The 14,569-nt window shown below is 69.6% G+C and carries 15 protein-coding genes; 11 read left to right on the forward strand and 4 right to left on the reverse strand.

Going from position 1 to position 14,569, the window contains the following annotated elements; genetic code table 11:
* Nucleotides 1–152: 152 nt before the first annotated feature.
* The 3 genes from GT755_RS40145 to GT755_RS31375 all read right to left on the reverse strand — a co-directional run bounded on the left by GT755_RS40145 (nt 153) and on the right by GT755_RS31375 (nt 2,345).
* Complete coding sequence (locus GT755_RS40145) at nt 153–347, reverse strand: hypothetical protein (protein ID WP_235967810.1); 195 nt, start codon at nt 345–347, stop codon at nt 153–155.
* A gap of 231 nt (nt 348–578) precedes the next feature.
* Nucleotides 579–1,181 carry a hypothetical protein gene (locus GT755_RS38825; protein ID WP_202610803.1) on the reverse strand — a complete coding sequence of 201 codons (603 nt, stop codon included), beginning with the start codon at nt 1,179–1,181 and terminating at the stop codon, nt 579–581.
* 309 nt (nt 1,182–1,490) lie between these two features.
* Complete coding sequence (locus GT755_RS31375; protein ID WP_161483193.1) at nt 1,491–2,345, reverse strand: PAC2 family protein; 855 nt, start codon at nt 2,343–2,345, stop codon at nt 1,491–1,493.
* 118 nt (nt 2,346–2,463) lie between these two features.
* Between GT755_RS31375 and GT755_RS31380 the strand changes: the two genes are divergently transcribed.
* From GT755_RS31380 to GT755_RS31390, 3 genes are all read left to right on the forward strand, one after another.
* Nucleotides 2,464–3,120 (forward strand): HAD family hydrolase, encoded by a 657-nt coding sequence (locus GT755_RS31380; protein WP_161483194.1) that lies wholly within the window; start codon nt 2,464–2,466, stop codon nt 3,118–3,120.
* 131 nt (nt 3,121–3,251) lie between these two features.
* Nucleotides 3,252–3,914 (forward strand): hypothetical protein, encoded by a 663-nt coding sequence (locus tag GT755_RS31385; protein ID WP_161483195.1) that lies wholly within the window; start codon nt 3,252–3,254, stop codon nt 3,912–3,914.
* 32 nt (nt 3,915–3,946) lie between these two features.
* Entirely contained in the window at nt 3,947–4,711 is a 765-nt protein-coding gene (locus GT755_RS31390) for a hypothetical protein (RefSeq protein WP_161483196.1), read from the forward strand.
* A 4-nt stretch (nt 4,712–4,715) separates the two neighbouring features.
* Here GT755_RS31390 and GT755_RS31395 read toward each other — a convergent pair whose 3' ends face one another.
* Nucleotides 4,716–5,822, reverse strand: a complete 1,107-nt coding sequence (locus GT755_RS31395) for a helix-turn-helix transcriptional regulator (RefSeq protein ID WP_161483197.1) — start codon at nt 5,820–5,822, stop codon at nt 4,716–4,718.
* A 220-nt stretch (nt 5,823–6,042) separates the two neighbouring features.
* On the opposite strand from GT755_RS31395, the gene GT755_RS31400 reads away from it, so the two are divergent.
* The 8 genes from GT755_RS31400 (at nt 6,043) to GT755_RS31435 (ending at nt 14,567) form a co-directional block, all read left to right on the forward strand.
* Nucleotides 6,043–6,516, forward strand: a complete 474-nt coding sequence (locus tag GT755_RS31400) for a cellulose synthase (protein ID WP_161483198.1) — start codon at nt 6,043–6,045, stop codon at nt 6,514–6,516.
* 297 nt (nt 6,517–6,813) lie between these two features.
* The gene (locus GT755_RS31405) at nt 6,814–7,815 is read left to right on the forward strand and encodes an ABC transporter permease (RefSeq protein ID WP_161483199.1); all 1,002 of its coding nucleotides are present in this window, start codon (nt 6,814–6,816) and stop codon (nt 7,813–7,815) included.
* Nucleotides 7,816–7,860: 45 nt separating this feature from the next.
* Nucleotides 7,861–9,627, forward strand: a complete 1,767-nt coding sequence (locus tag GT755_RS31410) for an ABC transporter substrate-binding protein (protein WP_161483200.1) — start codon at nt 7,861–7,863, stop codon at nt 9,625–9,627.
* A 72-nt stretch (nt 9,628–9,699) separates the two neighbouring features.
* Nucleotides 9,700–10,713 (forward strand): ABC transporter permease, encoded by a 1,014-nt coding sequence (locus tag GT755_RS31415; protein ID WP_161483201.1) that lies wholly within the window; start codon nt 9,700–9,702, stop codon nt 10,711–10,713.
* The gene (locus GT755_RS31420; RefSeq protein WP_161483202.1) at nt 10,710–11,732 is read left to right on the forward strand and encodes an ABC transporter ATP-binding protein; all 1,023 of its coding nucleotides are present in this window, start codon (nt 10,710–10,712) and stop codon (nt 11,730–11,732) included. The genes GT755_RS31415 and GT755_RS31420 overlap by 4 nt, the downstream gene beginning before the upstream one ends.
* On the forward strand, nt 11,732–12,745 hold the full coding sequence (locus GT755_RS31425) for an ABC transporter ATP-binding protein (protein ID WP_161483203.1): 1,014 nt from the start codon (nt 11,732–11,734) through the stop codon (nt 12,743–12,745). The genes GT755_RS31420 and GT755_RS31425 overlap by 1 nt, the downstream gene beginning before the upstream one ends.
* Before the next feature lie 161 nt (nt 12,746–12,906).
* Entirely contained in the window at nt 12,907–13,761 is an 855-nt protein-coding gene (locus GT755_RS31430) for an SCO3242 family prenyltransferase (protein ID WP_161483204.1), read from the forward strand.
* Nucleotides 13,758–14,567: a sugar phosphate isomerase/epimerase family protein gene (locus tag GT755_RS31435; protein ID WP_161483205.1), complete on the forward strand. Its 810-nt coding sequence runs from the start codon at nt 13,758–13,760 to the stop codon at nt 14,565–14,567. The genes GT755_RS31430 and GT755_RS31435 overlap by 4 nt, the downstream gene beginning before the upstream one ends.
* Nucleotides 14,568–14,569: the final 2 nt, after the last annotated feature.

The following is a 14,569-nucleotide window of genomic DNA, read 5'->3' on the forward strand; positions in this document are numbered from 1 at the left end:
GAATGGTGCGGAGGTGGGGAGGGAGTTACCATTTTCGCCCTTGTGCGCGCAGTCCACAGAAGACGCTTGTGAGGAAGGAAGCGCTAATTATTACCGCATAAGGGCGGTGAAGTGGCAGGAAAACCAGCATCCGGTTTCCACCGGATGAATCCTCACGGTGTCAAGTCAGGACCGGTCCGCCGCGTGCCCGCCCAGACGACGGCGGTGACCACGACCAGCAGGACGCAGGGGAGCAGCATGATCGCCGACCCGGCCCCCGCCGACCGGTCGGCCCCCGCGAGCGGGTCGGCGTGCGTGACGAGCATGAACAGGTAGACCAGGGTGTTGTTGGCGGCGTGCACGACCACGGAGGTCTCCAGGCCGAGCGCCGAACACGGCGGGCCGGAACACCGACAGCACCGAGCTGAGGGACGCGCCCCGCACCCCGTACAACCACCGCTGGAGGAGCATGCTCCACGGGATCAGCAGCGCGATCGAGACGAGGTTGGCGGCGTGGTAGGCCGGGGTGAACTCGGCGCCGCCCGAGACCGGGTTGGCGCGGCCCGTCGACTCATCGACCGCCGAGCCGATAAGGCTGATCACGCCGCCGAAGCCGAACAGCCCGACGAGCAGCAGCACGAGGGCCAGCACGCCACGCCCGACCCGGCGCCGCTCGCCGGTGAGCACGAGTCACCGAAGTTCTCCCTCGGGATGGGGCACCACGGCCTCAAGGACGAACCGATCCACGTCACGGTGGGCGGACACCCGCCCCCCGAGCCCCCCGATCCGATCGGCCATCGCCCGAAGCCCCGTCCCGGCGCCGACGGACCGCACAGCCGATCTCGGATCCGCTTCCCCGGCCGCTTCAGCGGTGGCCCGTGCGGGCCGATTCCGCGGGTGGTCGCGTGGCTGGTCGTGCGGCCGGCTTCGCGGCTGTTGGTGTGGATCTCTTCGTGGCCGATTCTGTGGTGGCGCAGCCGCCCGGTTGCGAGGGTGAGCGCGGCCCGGTCGTCGTGGGCGCACTGGAGCTCCCACAGGATTCGCAACATCCACGCCCCCGACCAGCAGGCCCACAGGGTGACGCTGACGACGGCCGCCCCGACGACCAGGAGCGGGAGGTCCGCCACCGCCGCCGGCGGGACGGCCGACAGCAGGATCGCCCCGTTCAGATGAAGGGTGCGCCGCGCGTCGAGGACGGGCACGAAACCTCGCCGCCGCCGACCCCACCGCCGCCGCGATCACCACGCCTCGCACCGCGGCCGTGATCGTGACCGACGCCACCACGAGCGCGACCGGCACCAGCGCCCACGGCACCACCCAGCCGGGCGGCCGCCGCCGGGCCCGGCCGCCGAGGACGTCAAAGCTCCACCGGCTGACCAGGACGTTCCCGATGACGAGGGCGATCGTCAGCGCGGCGACCACGAGGAACCCGGACGGCGAGGTAGGTGGACCAGCGGGCGTAGGACTCGAACCGCCGGGCGCTGACGACCGGCTCGCGGCCCGGCCCGGTGTCAGCCGTCGGTGCCCCGGTCGCGCCGCCGCAGGTAACGCTCGAACTCCGCCGCGATCGCGTCGCCGCTCGCCTCGGGCAGGTCGGCGGCGTCCTTGCGCTCCTCCAGCTCCTTGACGTATTCGGCGACCTCGGAGTCCTGGGCGGCCAGCTCGTCGACGCCGGTCTCCCAGGCGCGGGCCTCTTCCGGCAGCTCGCCGTAGGGCATCGGGATGTCGAGGAGGTCTTCGACCCGGCGCAGCAGGGCCAGGGTCGCCTTCGGGTTGGGCGGCTGGGCGACGTAGTGGGGCACCGAGGCCCACAGGGAGATCGTCTGCAGGCCCGCGTGGCCGAGGGTGTGCTGGAGCACGCCGATGATGCCGGTCGGGCCTTCGTACTTGGTCAGTTCGAGGTTGAGAACCCGGGCGAGGCCGGGGTCGCTGACCGAGCCCACGATGGGCACCGGCCGGGTGTGGGGGGAGTCGTTCAGCAGAGCGCCCAGGAGGAGGGCCAGTTCGATGCCGAGTTCGTGGCAGAGCCCGACGATCTCCTGGCAGAACGTGCGCCAGCGCATGTTGGGCTCGATGCCGCGCAGCAGCACGACGTCACGCTTGGCCCCCGGGGGGCGGGCCACCAGCAGGCGGGTGGTGGGCCAGGTGATCGACCGGGTCAGGCCCTCGCCCATTTCCACGATGGGGCGGGTCACCTGGAAGTCGTAATAGTCTTCCGGGTCGAGCTCCACCAGCGGGGTGGCCTTCCACTCGGCCTCCAGGTGGGCGAGCACCGCGCTCGACGCCTCACCCGCATCGTTCCAGCCTTCGAACGCGGCGATCAGCACCGGGTCGACGAGCTCAGGGAGCCCTTCGAGCTCGATCAAGCCGCCTCCTCACATAGTCGTGGGCCCAGCCTAGTTGTAGTGCGCCCCCGAGCGTTATCCGTGGCCACCGATAAGCTGAGGGCCGACACCCCGACTGCTCCCCGAGGCCGATAATCCAATGTCCGAACATCTGCACGCCGTTCTCTTCGACATGGACGGCCTGCTGGTCGACACCGAGAAGCTGTGGGGCCTCGTCGAGGCCGAGGTCGTCGAACGGCTCGGCGGAGAGTGGGGCCCGGACCATCAGGAGCGCCTGGTCGGCGGATCGTGGGACACCACGGTCGCCTACATGCTCGGCCTGACGGGGGCCGACGTCGCCCCCGAGGTGGTGGGCCGCTGGTTGCTCGACGGCATGCTGACCCGGCTGGAGTCCGGCGTCGAGCCGCTGCCCGGCGCCCTCGAACTGCTCACCGAGGTCAAGGCCGGGGGCGTGCGCACCGCCCTGGTCACCGCCTCGCTCCGGCCGATGGCCGACGCCGTGCTGGCCTCGATCGGCCGCCACCACTTCGACGTGATCGTCACCGCCGACGACGTGACCCGCACCAAGCCCGACCCGGAGCCCTACGAGCTGGCCCTGCGCCTCCTCGGCGCCGACCCGCGCCACACCGTGGTCTGTGAAGACTCGCCCAACGGCGTGGCCGCCGCCACCGCCGCGGGCTGCCACGTCATCGCGGTGCCCAACCTGGTGCCCATCGAGGCGGCCCCCCGGCGCACGATCGTCGAGTCCCTCCTCGACGTCGACCTGCCGTTGATCAGATCGCTCGTCTCGGCCTGACCGGAAATATCGCTTTATGCGGGAATGTCGCCGGTTGTTCGGCGCAATAAGCCCGCAAAGAAAAATCATGCTGCGTTTGTGGTCCGGGCGGCCGGAAATCAGGGTGGGCGGAATCGTCCATTCCCACCCCGGTGGGATTTCCGGCAGAGGTGCACACATTGCGAACGATTCACGGCATGGCGCAGGCATTCACGAGAAACGGCTGCACGGCCGTCGGTGTTTCCCTATTCGGATTTCTGGCCGCCGCCGCGCCCGCGCACGCCGACACGCCGCGGCCGAAGCCGACGTGGACGGACATCACCGACGGCGACGCCCTGTCCCTGAAGACCGCGGCCCTGGCCAGGAAGAACGCCGCCGTGTCGAAGAAGGGCGACACCATCGCGAAGAAGAGCCGGGCCGCCCACCCCAGACCGGTGCGCCCGAAGGCCGAGCCGTCGCTTGACTCCGCCGCCGTCGAGGTCACGTCCCTGGCCGAGCCCCTCGTCTTCACCGTGACGACCCGCAAGGGCGTCCCCTATCTGCACGATCCGCGCGAGGTCCCCGGCTGGCACAACCTGCGCCGGGTGTCGGGCAGCCGCGGCGGTCGTGTCACCCACATCTCCGTGGCCCAGGATTCCCGGCTGAATTACCTTCCGGATCCCACCACGACGACCGCCTTGCGGGTCACCGTGCAAACGCGCGACGGGATCTTCTTCACCGTGTGCCGTCTGGGGAACCTGGCCAATCTCAATGTGCCGCTGCCGACGGCCGGCGCCCTGCCGTGCACGCCATGGGCGACGCTTCCCGCCGTCTGACGAAAGCCACCCGGAATTCACCAGGAGTCATCATGCGTTTCCAGCGATTCGCCGCGTGCGCGATCGTGTTCACCGGTCTGGCCGCGACGGGTGCGGTCGCACCCGCCGCCGCCACGCCCGCCGACCCCTACTCGCCGGAGAAGTGGGGTGTCATCGGCCGCAACTCCGCGGGGAACGCCAGTGCGTTCCTCCGCCTGGGCCCGTGGGGACGCGACACCCCCACCGATCCGGCGGCCACCCAGACGCCGCCCTATGGAATCGGCAGTCTCGGCTTCATCGTCGGCGGCGACGCCGACCACATCCAGTTCGGCAACGAGACCGATTTCGCCGGTACGCGGCTCGCGGACATCGACGTCCTCCGCTACTGGATCTTCACCGCGGCCGACGAGGACGTGTTCCCGACGATCAATCCGCCCACCCTCAACCTGGAGGTCGACCCGAACCTGGGCACGGCCGACTACACGAGCCTGGTCTACCTGCCCGGCGAGTCGACGAGCCCCTCGGCCCCCGCTGTGCGGGCCGCCGGACGCTGGCAGCGGTACGACGCGAGCGCCGTCAACAGCAAGTGGTACCTGACCAGGCCGGTCCCCGGCGTGATGGGCTGCACCCAGGCCTCGCCGTGCAGCTTCGCCCTGCTGAAGGCCCAGCTGCCCGACGCGGCGATCTCCTTCGGCGTGGCCTTCAACAAGGGCAGCCAGGACGGCCCCTTCTTCGGCGCCGTCGACGGCCTCCAGATCAACGACGCGCTCTACGACTTCGAACCCCTCGGCGTTCGCAGGTACCAGCCCGTTCTCTGACGCGTCAGGCGGCCAGCAGGGGCGCCAGGTCGGCCCGGTTGTTCACACCCAGCTTCGTGTAGACCCGGCACAGGTGGTTGGCGACGGTACGCGGCGACAGCACCAGCCAGTCGGCGATCTCGCGGTTGGTCAGGTTCCAGGAGGCCAGCCGGGCCACCTCGGCCTCCCGGGCGCTCAGCCCCTCGACGCGGGGCGTGGCCCCGCCGAGCAGCGCCAGCCCGTCGCGCACGCCCAGCGTCGTGGCCCGCTCGCGCACGACGTGGGCGTGCAGCGGGCAGGCCAGCCGGACCCGCGGGGGAGAGGTGTCCCGCACCACGGCGACCAGGCCGCGGCGCTCCAGCCCGGCGACGGCGGCGTGGTCGGCCAGGTCGAGTAACACGTCCAGGTCGACCGGCTCGGTCAGGGCGACCAGCTCGATCGCCGTGGTCTCGGCCGGGGTCAGCCCGGCCAGCTCGGCCTCCAGGAGCCGACGCAGCCGGGGCGGCATGGTCAGCTCGCCGTCCCACCGCCAGACGCCGCCTGTCAGGGTCATGCCGGTGCCCGGCAGCAGTTCCGTGATCAAACGCGGGTTGCCGCCGGTGGTGTGGTGGAAGCGGCGTACCGTCGCGATGTCGGCGGGGCCGCCCAGCGCGGCGGCCAGCAGGCGGCCGGTCTCGCGGACCGTCATCGGGTCGAGGTCGATCCGGGTCAGCGCGCCGTCGCGCCACAGGGCCGCGACCGGCTCCGGCAGCACCGCCCCCGTCCTGGCCGTGACGACCGGCGTGGTTCCGTGGTGCTCGGCCAGGTGCGCGACCAGGGCGGCCGAGCTGGGGTCCAGCAGATGGGCGTCGTCGACCGCCAGCACCGGCGGAACCGCCCGGAGGGCCCCGGCCGCCCAGACCACCGGGTTGACCGGGATGTGTCCCGGGTCGGGCAGCAGGTGGGCGAAGGCCCCGAACGGCACGTCGGCCGCGCGGGCCCGGACAAGAAGAAAGGAGAAGGGCGCCAGCGCCTCGGCGAGCAGCCGGCTCCGCCCCGATCCGGCCGGGCCCGCCACCAGCACCCCGCCCCCGTCGCGGGCCGCCGCCCTGATCTGATCACGTTCGGCCGTACGCCCCATGAATGGCCACATGCCTCCGACGGTAGGAAAAGGCCGGTCCGGGCGGATCAGAGTGAACCCCACGGTCCCCCAGGGGTAACCCGGGGGAGTGCCTAGGGGTCGCGCCCTCCTCAGGGAGGAGCCCACGCCGGAGACCCACGTGACAGGATGGAAATCAGGCCGATTGTGAATTTTCCTGATCAAGCGCGAGACGCGGACGGCCGCAGCTCGTGCTGTAACCGAGGGGGCCGGCATGACCTTCGCCGATATCGCGTGGTTGCCGTTGTGCGCGGGGCTGACCGCCGTTGGAGTGGTGCTCGCGTTCCTCGCGTTCCGGCGCCGGGGGGCGGCCGCGGGGCTGCGCGCCACCGCGTGGGCGCTGCTGCCGCTGGCGGCCTATCTGACCGGGGTGCTGGAGACGCTCTGGAACATGGTCGCCTCGATCGTGACCTTCGTGACCCGGCTGGTGCTGTCGCCCACAGTGTGGGCGGGGGTTGCGCTGGCGGGGCTTTCGGTGGTCTTGTTCCTCGTGTCGGGGGTCATGCGGGGCCGCACCCTCCGGATGGGGCGCAGGTCCCGGAACGAGAGGAAGGGCTCCGAGCCCGCTCCGGCCGCCCAGCCGGGCCGGCCGGCGGACGTGACCAAGCCGATGGCCCGTCCCGTCGAGTCGAAGAACGATGACTTCTCCGACATCGAGGACATCTTGAAGAAGCGTGGCATCAGCTGAGCCCGACTCGGGAAATCTCGCATGGCGAGACTCAAGTTACCGGCCAGTGCAATGTCACAGATCCGCGACAGAACCGGAAAGGGACCGCGACATTCTCTTCAAGATCAACACGAATGAGTTTCGCGTGAATCACAGTTGGGCCACATAGCGCCTACTGGGTCTTGTTTACGCAGATCAGCACATAGATTCTGCCTCCGAGACCCGCTCACCATGTGGGTCTGGATCCACATGGGAGCGCTCCGGACGTGTCGTGCTCCCGTCGGCACAACGTCGTCTGGAACCCAGGGGGCCCAACGCATGACCGCACCACTTGACGTCTCCGGCGATGAGCTGAAAGCCACGCCGGAGTCCGTTGCCGAGGGAGCGGGCGCGAAGGCGATCCAGGGGCGGTCGCTCGGACAGATCGCCTGGATGCGCCTGAAGCGGGACAAGGTAGCCCTCACCGGTGCCGGTGTCATCGTCTTCCTGATCCTGGTCGCCGTCTTCGCGCCATTGATCGTGAGCTGGTTCGGCCATCCGCCCAACCAGTTCAACCAAGACCAGATCGACACGCTCACGATGATCCCCAAGGGCGGCTCCGGCATCAGCTGGGACTACCTGTTCGGGGTCGAACCCGTCAACGGCCGCGACCTGTTCAGCCGCGTCGTGTACGGCGCCCGGATCTCCCTGCTGATCGCCGGCCTCGCCACCCTCCTCTCGGTCCTCATCGGGACCGTCATGGGCATCATCGCCGGCTACTTCGGCGGCTGGGTCGACATGATCATCAGCCGGCTCATGGACATCTTCCTCGCCTTCCCCGTCCTGGTCTTCGCCATGGCGCTGGTGGGCGTGCTCGGCCAGTTCGAGACCCAGTTGCAAGTGAAGGGCGACACCCTCCGCATCCTGCTGCTGATCTTCGTCATCGGCTTCTTCAACTGGGGTTACATCGCCCGCATCATCCGCGGACAGACGCTGTCACTGCGGGAACGCGAGTTCGTCGACGCGGCGCGGAGCCTGGGCGCGCGGGGGCCGTACATCCTGTTCAGAGAGATCCTGCCGAACCTGATCGCGCCGATCCTGATCTACGCCACGCTGCTGATCCCGACCAACGTGCTGTTCGAGGCGGCGCTGTCGTTCCTGGGGGTCGGCATCCAGCCGCCCACCGCGACCTGGGGCGGCATGCTCGCGGCGGCCACGAAGTACTACACCGTGCCGCACTTCATGTTCTTCCCCGGTATGGCGATCTTCATCACCGTGCTGGCCTTCAACCTCTTCGGCGACGGCCTGCGCGACGCGCTCGACCCCAAGTCGGGTCGCTGAGCTTCCACCCTGTCTCCCCGGCTCCTACCAACAAGGGGTTTACGAATGAAGAAGAAAGCACTGGTCGTCTCGGCCGCCGGTGCCGTTCTCGCCCTGGCCCTGTCGGCCTGTGGCGGCGGCGGCACGCCGGCGAACGAGGGCGGTGGCACCTCGGCGCCGGCCGCGTCGGCGGGTGGCGCGGCGGGCTTCAACGCCGGTCTTGAGAACGTGACCAACCCTTCCGACGCGAAGGGCGGCACCCTCAAGATGGCCGTCACCGAGGACTGGGACTCCATCGACCCCGGTGACACCTACTACGGCATGTCGTGGAACCTGCTGCGCATCTACGGCCGCCCGCTGGTGACCTACAACCCGGCGCCGGGCGCCAAGGGCCGCGAGCTCGTGCCCGACCTGGCCGAGAGCCTGGGTGAGAGCAGCGACGACGGCAAGACCTGGACGTACAAGCTGCGCGCCGGTGTGAAGTTCGAGGACGGCACCCCGATCACGTCCAAGGACGTGAAGTACGCGGTGCTCCGTCAGCTCGACAAGGAGACCTTCGTCAACGGCCCGACGTACTTCAACGACTGGCTGGACCTGCCGAAGGACTTCAAGTCGGTCTACAAGACGCCCGACGTCAACACCGACTCGGCGATCGAGACCCCCGACGACCAGACGATCGTCTTCCACCTGAACAAGCCCTACTCCGGCTTCGACAACTTCGCCGCGCTCCCGGCCACCGTGCCGGTCCCGCAGGCCAAGGACACCGGCATCAAGTACCGCGACCACGTCGTGGCCTCCGGTCCGTACATGTTCGAGACCGTCGAGCAGGGCAGCCGGTACGTGCTGGTCCGCAACCCCCACTGGGACCCGGCGACCGACCCGGTCCGCAAGGCGCTCCCGGACAAGTACGAGATCAGCCTCGGCGTCGAGGCCAACGACCTCGACAACCGGATCATCGCCGGCGACCTGCACGTCGACATCGCGGGCACCGGCGTCCAGCCGGCCGCCCTCGGCTCCATCCAGAGCGACCCGGCCCTGCGCGAGCGCGCCGACAACCCGGTCTCGGCCCGCACCTGGTACATCTCGATCCTCAACGACAACCCGCCGCTCGACAACATCGAGTGCCGCAAGGCGGTCATCTACGCCGCCGACCGCGTCGGCCTGCAGAACGCCTACGGCGGCCAGCTCGCGGGTGACATCGCCACCTCGCTGATGCCCTCCAACATCGGCGGCTGGAAGAAGCTCGACCTCTACCCGACCGCCAACGGCGACGAGGCCAAGGCCAAGGAGGCCCTCACGGCCTGCGGCCAGCCCAACGGCTTCGAGACCACGATGACCTTCCGCTCCGACCGTCCGAAGGAGCAGGCGGCCGCCGAGTCGATGCAGCAGGCGCTCGCCAAGGTCGGCATCAAGCTGACCCTGAAGGGCTTCCCGACCTCGGAGTACTTCACCGCCTACGCGGGCAAGCCGGAGTACACCAAGGCCAACGGCATCGGCCTGGCCACCAACGGCTGGGGCGCCGACTGGAACGACGGCTTCGGCTTCCTGTCCCAGATCGTCGACAGCCGCACCATCCGCGCGGCCGGCAACTACAACCTGTCGGTGAAGGACCCGGCCATCGACGCGCTCGTCGACAAGGCCTTCGCCACCGCCGACACGGCCGGCCGTGACGCGGTCTGGGGCGAGATCGACCAGAAGGTCATGGAGGGCGCCTACGTCCTCCCGGCCGTCTACGCCAAGGGTCTGCTGCTCCGGGGCAAGGGCGTGACGAACCAGTTCGTCACCGGCGCCTTCGACATGTACGACTACCTGGCGCTCGGCGTCCAGCAGTAGCAAACCGGCCTTAGGTTCGGCAGGCAGGGGGCCGGTCCCACCGGATCGGCCCCCTATCGCCGAGGGGGGACAGTGGTCACCTACATCATCAGGCGCCTGATCGGCGCCCTGGCCATGCTGTTCATCGTCAGCGCGGTCACATTCTCGATCTTCTTCGTGGTGCCCCGCCTGGCGGGGGTCACGCCCGACGACATCGCCAACCGCTATGTCGGCCGGGCCGCCACCGCCGAGACGGTCCAGGCCGTCGCGCAGAAGCTCGGGCTGCACGACCCCGTCGTCGTCCAGTACGGCCGATGGGTGAAGGGCGTCTTCGTCGGTTCCGAGTACGACTACGGCACCGGTGTCGAGCAGTGCCCCGCCCCCTGCCTCGGGTACTCCTTCGTCACCAAGCAACCGGTCTGGCCCGACCTGGTCGACCGGCTCCCCGTGACGCTCTCGCTCGCCGCGGGCGCCTCGGTCATCTGGCTCGTGATCGGCGTCTCGGTCGGCGTGCTGTCCGCGCTGAAGAGACGCTCCGTCTTCGACCGGGGAGCGATGATCATCGCCTTGGCGGGCGTGTCGCTGCCCCCGTTCTTCACGGGTCTGGTGGCGCTCTCGCTGCTCTCGTACGGTCTGGGCATCACCGCCCCAGGAGGCGCGTACACCCCCTTGACGGAGAATCCGGGGATGTGGGCGTACAACCTGATCCTGCCCTGGCTCACCCTGGCGTTCCTGAACGCCGCGGCCTACGCCCGCCTCACCCGGGCCGGCATGCTCGACACGATGGGTGAGGACTACATCCGCACCGCCAGAGCGAAGGGCCTCAAGGAGAGCAAGGTCATCGGCAAGCACGGCCTGCGCGCCGCGCTGACCCCGATCGTCACGATCTTCGGTCTCGACGTCGGCATCCTGGTCGGCGGCGCGATCCTGACCGAGAACGCCTTCTCCCTCCAGGGCCTCGGCAAGTACGCCACGACGGCCATCGCCGCCAACGACCTGCCCAAGATCATGGGCTTCACCATGCTGGCCGCGTTCTTCATCGTCGTGGCCAACCTGATCGTCGACCTGCTCTACGCGGTCGTGGACCCGAGGGTGCGGCTGTCATGACCTTCCTCCAGCTCAACGACCTGAAGGTCCACTTCCCGACCGACGACGGCCTGGTCAAATCGGTCGACGGCCTGTCGTTCCAGCTCGAACGCGGCAAGACGCTGGGCATCGTGGGCGAGTCGGGCTCCGGCAAGAGCGTCACCTCGCTCAGCATCCTGGGCCTGCACAAGGGCGGCCGGGCCAAGATCTCCGGTGAGATCTGGCTCGACGGCGAGGAACTCGTCTCGGCCTCGCAGGAGCACGTGCGCTCGCTGCGCGGCAAGAAGATGGCGATGATCTTCCAGGACCCGCTGTCGGCGATGCACCCCTACTACACGGTGGGCGACCAGATCATCGAGGCCTACCGGATCCACAACGACGTGTCGAAGAAGGTCGCCAAGAAGCACGCGATCGACATGCTCGGCCGGGTCGGCATCCCGCAGCCCGACCGCCGCGTCGACAGCTACCCGCACGAGTTCTCCGGCGGCATGCGCCAGCGCGCGATGATCGCCATGGCCCTGTCGTGCGACCCCGAGCTGCTGATCGCCGACGAGCCGACCACCGCGCTCGACGTGACCGTGCAGGCGCAGATCCTCGACCTGATGCGCGACCTGCAGCGCGACTTCAACGCCGCGCTGATCATCATCACCCACGACCTGGGCGTGGTCGCCGAACTGTCCGACGACATCCTGGTGATGTACGGCGGCAAGTGCATCGAGTACGGCTCCGCCGACGACATCTTCGAACGGCCCGAGCACCCCTACACCTGGGGTCTACTGGGGTCCATGCCCCGCCTCGACCGCGAGGTGACCGAGCGGCTGCTGCCGATCAAGGGCAGCCCGCCCTCGCTCATCAACGTGCCGTCCGGCTGCGCCTTCCACCCCCGCTGCGCCTTCGAGCCGCGTACCGGCGGCAAGGGCAGCACGGTCGTGCCCGATCTGGTCGAGACCGAGGGAGGCCACCTGGTGCGCTGCCACCTCTCCCGTGAGGAGCGGCGGGACATCTGGGCCACCGAGATCAAGCCGAAGCTGGAGTCCTGATGACCGAAACCATCCTGTCCGTCGAGGGACTGGAGAAGCACTTCCCGGTCACCAAGGGCCTGTTCAAGAGCCAGGTCGGCGCGGTCAAGGCGGTCGACGGCATCAGCTTCGACGTGCGCAAGGGCGAGACGCTGGGCCTGGTGGGCGAGTCGGGCTGCGGCAAGACCACCACCGGCCGCCTGATCACCCGGCTGATCGAGCCGACCGGCGGCAAGATCACCTTCGAGGGTCACGACATCACGCACATGAAGCAGGGCAAGCTCCGCCCGCTCCGGCGTGACATGCAGATGATCTTCCAGGACCCGTACAGCAGCCTGAACCCCCGGCACACCGTCGGGGCCATCGTGGGCGCGCCGTTCCGGATCCAGGGCATCGAGACCGAGCAGGGCACGAAGAAGGCCGTCCAGGACATCCTGGAACTGGTCGGGCTGAACCCCGAACACTACAACCGCTACCCGCACGAGTTCTCCGGCGGCCAGCGGCAGCGTATCGGCATCGCCCGCACTCTCGCCCTGAAGCCCAAGCTGATCATCGCCGACGAGCCGGTCTCGGCGCTCGACGTGTCGATCCAGGCCCAGGTCGTCAACCTGCTGGAAGACCTGCAGAACGAGCTCGACCTGACCTACGTGGTGATCGCCCACGACCTGTCGGTCGTGCGGCACATCTCCGACCGGGTCGCGGTCATGTACCTCGGCAAGATCGTCGAGGTGGGCGAGCGGGCCGGCCTCTACGGCTCGCCGATGCACCCCTACACCAACGCCCTGCTGTCGGCGGTCCCGATCCCCGACCCGAAGCAGCGCGAGGGCCGCGAGCGCATCCGCCTCACCGGCGACGTGCCCTCGCCGCTCAACCCCCCGCCGGCCTGCCGCTTCCACACGCGCTGCTGGAAGGCCCAGGAGATCTGCAAGACCCAGGAACCGCCCCTGGCGGAGCTCGCCCCGGGCCACGCGGTCGCCTGCCACTTCCCGGAGAACGCCCCGTCGAAGACGGAGACCCCGGCCACGGTGGCCTAGCCTCGTCCCTTCCGGGCCGCCCGCTCACCGAGTGGGCGGCCCGCGGTATGCACTCGGACGATATGCGCGGATTTACCTTGAAGCAGGTCAAGGGCTCGCTATCGGACGAAAAGTCTGGAAACATCCGATCATCTAGCTTGGTAAGTGATCGGAAGTCGTAAATGAGTCGAATCGGGTTAAGGGCGGCACTCGAACTGGTGCGCGCCCCGGCCACCCTGTCCGTCCCCGGCGACACCATGGCGGGCGCCGCGCTCGCCGGGCGCAGCGGAACCCCCGGCCTGGCCGCCGCCTCGGTGCTGCTCTACTGGGCCGGGATGGCCCTGAACGACTGGGCCGACCGTGACATCGACGCGGTCGAGCGGCCCGAGCGGCCCATCCCCTCGGGGCGCATCTCGGCCAACCAGGCCCTCGGCATCGCCGCCGGGCTCACCGGGGCCGGGATCGCCGCGGCCACGCTCGCGGGCGGGAAGAAGGGCTTCGCCATCTCCGCGCTGCTGGCGGGGGCGGTGTGGGCGTACGACATGGGCCTGAAGCACACCCCGGCCGGTCCCGCCTCGATGGCGGCCTGCCGCACGCTCGACGTGATGCTGGGCGCCGGCCGCGCCACGCCGATGGCCTTCGCCGTCGGGGCGCACACCTACGGCATCAGCATCCTCGGCCGCGCGGAGGTGTCCGGGGCGAGCCCGGCCACCGTCCGCGGAGCCCTCGCCTGTACGGCCGCCGCCACCGGTCTCGCGGCCGTCTCGGTGGCCCGGGGCGCGGGCTCGGCGGCCGACAAGGCCACCGCGGCCGCCCTCATCGCCGGGTACGCCGCCAGCGGCGGCAAGGCGACGCTGGCGCTGCGCGGCAAGCCCGACCCCGAGCAGGTGCGCCAGGCGGTCCGGGCCTCGATCATGGGCTTCGTGCCGCTCCAGTCGGCGGCCGTGGCCGGGGGCGGCAAGACGCTCTCCGGGCTCGGCCTGCTGGCCGCGCTCCCGGTGGGCCGCTGGCTCTCGTCGAAGATGTCGACGGCATGAACTTCGGCTACTGCTCCAACGGGTTCCGCGACCACTCCCTCGACGACGCGCTCAGTGTGCTCGCCGACCTGGGCTACACCGGCGTCGCGCTCACCCTCGACCACGGCCACCTCGGCCCCGACCCCACGTTCGACGAGGTCAGCCGGGTGGCGACCAGACTCGGCCGCCTCGGGCTGAGCGTCGTCGTGGAGACCGGTGGCCGCTACACCCTCGACCGGTTCCGCAAGCACTACCCGACGCTGCTGCACGAGGACGCACGGGCGCGGGTGGCGTACACGAAGAGGGCCATCGAGGTCGCCGCCGACCTCGGGGCGCCGGTCGTCCACCTCTGGAGCGGCATCCGCCCCGACGAGGTGCCCGACGACCTGGCGTGGGACCGGCTGACCGCGCACTGCGAGACCCTGCTGGCCGACGCCGAGGAGCACGACGTGGTGCTCGGGTTCGAACCCGAGCCCGGCATGCTCGTCGACGACCTGGCCTCCTACGAGCGGCTGCGCAAGCGGCTGGGGGAGCCCGACCGGTTCGGGCTGACCCTCGACATCGGGCACTGCCAGTGCCTGGAACCCTGGCCGGTCGCCGAGTGCGTCCGGCGGGCGTCGCCCTACCTGGTGCACGTCCAGATCGAGGACATGCGGCGAGATGTCCACGAACATCTGGAGTTCGGCGACGGAGAGATCGAGTTCGCGCCCGTCATGGCGGAGTTGCGCGGATTCGACGGGATGATCGCGGTCGAGCTGGCCCGGCACAGCCACGCCGCCCCGGCGGTCGCCCAGAGATCCATCGAATTCCTGCGACGTCATTCCTGAGG

The organism is Herbidospora solisilvae, from assembly GCF_009901565.1.
Taxonomy (GTDB): Bacteria; Actinomycetota; Actinomycetes; order Streptosporangiales; family Streptosporangiaceae; genus Herbidospora; species Herbidospora solisilvae.

Excerpts from the sequence above, each read along its gene's own strand:
- GT755_RS31425 (WP_161483203.1), top strand. The coding sequence starts at position 11,732 with ATGACCGAAACCATCCTGTCCGTCGAGGGACTGGAGAAGCACTTCCCG.
- GT755_RS31395 (WP_161483197.1), bottom strand. The coding sequence starts at position 5,822 with ATGTGGCCATTCATGGGGCGTACGGCCGAACGTGATCAGATCAGGGCG.
- GT755_RS31390 (WP_161483196.1), top strand. The coding sequence starts at position 3,947 with ATGCGTTTCCAGCGATTCGCCGCGTGCGCGATCGTGTTCACCGGTCTG.
- GT755_RS31380 (WP_161483194.1), top strand. The coding sequence starts at position 2,464 with ATGTCCGAACATCTGCACGCCGTTCTCTTCGACATGGACGGCCTGCTG.
- GT755_RS31405 (WP_161483199.1), top strand. The coding sequence starts at position 6,814 with ATGACCGCACCACTTGACGTCTCCGGCGATGAGCTGAAAGCCACGCCG.
- GT755_RS31400 (WP_161483198.1), top strand. The coding sequence starts at position 6,043 with ATGACCTTCGCCGATATCGCGTGGTTGCCGTTGTGCGCGGGGCTGACC.
- GT755_RS31430 (WP_161483204.1), top strand. The coding sequence starts at position 12,907 with ATGAGTCGAATCGGGTTAAGGGCGGCACTCGAACTGGTGCGCGCCCCG.
- GT755_RS31410 (WP_161483200.1), top strand. The coding sequence starts at position 7,861 with ATGAAGAAGAAAGCACTGGTCGTCTCGGCCGCCGGTGCCGTTCTCGCC.
- GT755_RS31435 (WP_161483205.1), top strand. The coding sequence starts at position 13,758 with ATGAACTTCGGCTACTGCTCCAACGGGTTCCGCGACCACTCCCTCGAC.
- GT755_RS31420 (WP_161483202.1), top strand. The coding sequence starts at position 10,710 with ATGACCTTCCTCCAGCTCAACGACCTGAAGGTCCACTTCCCGACCGAC.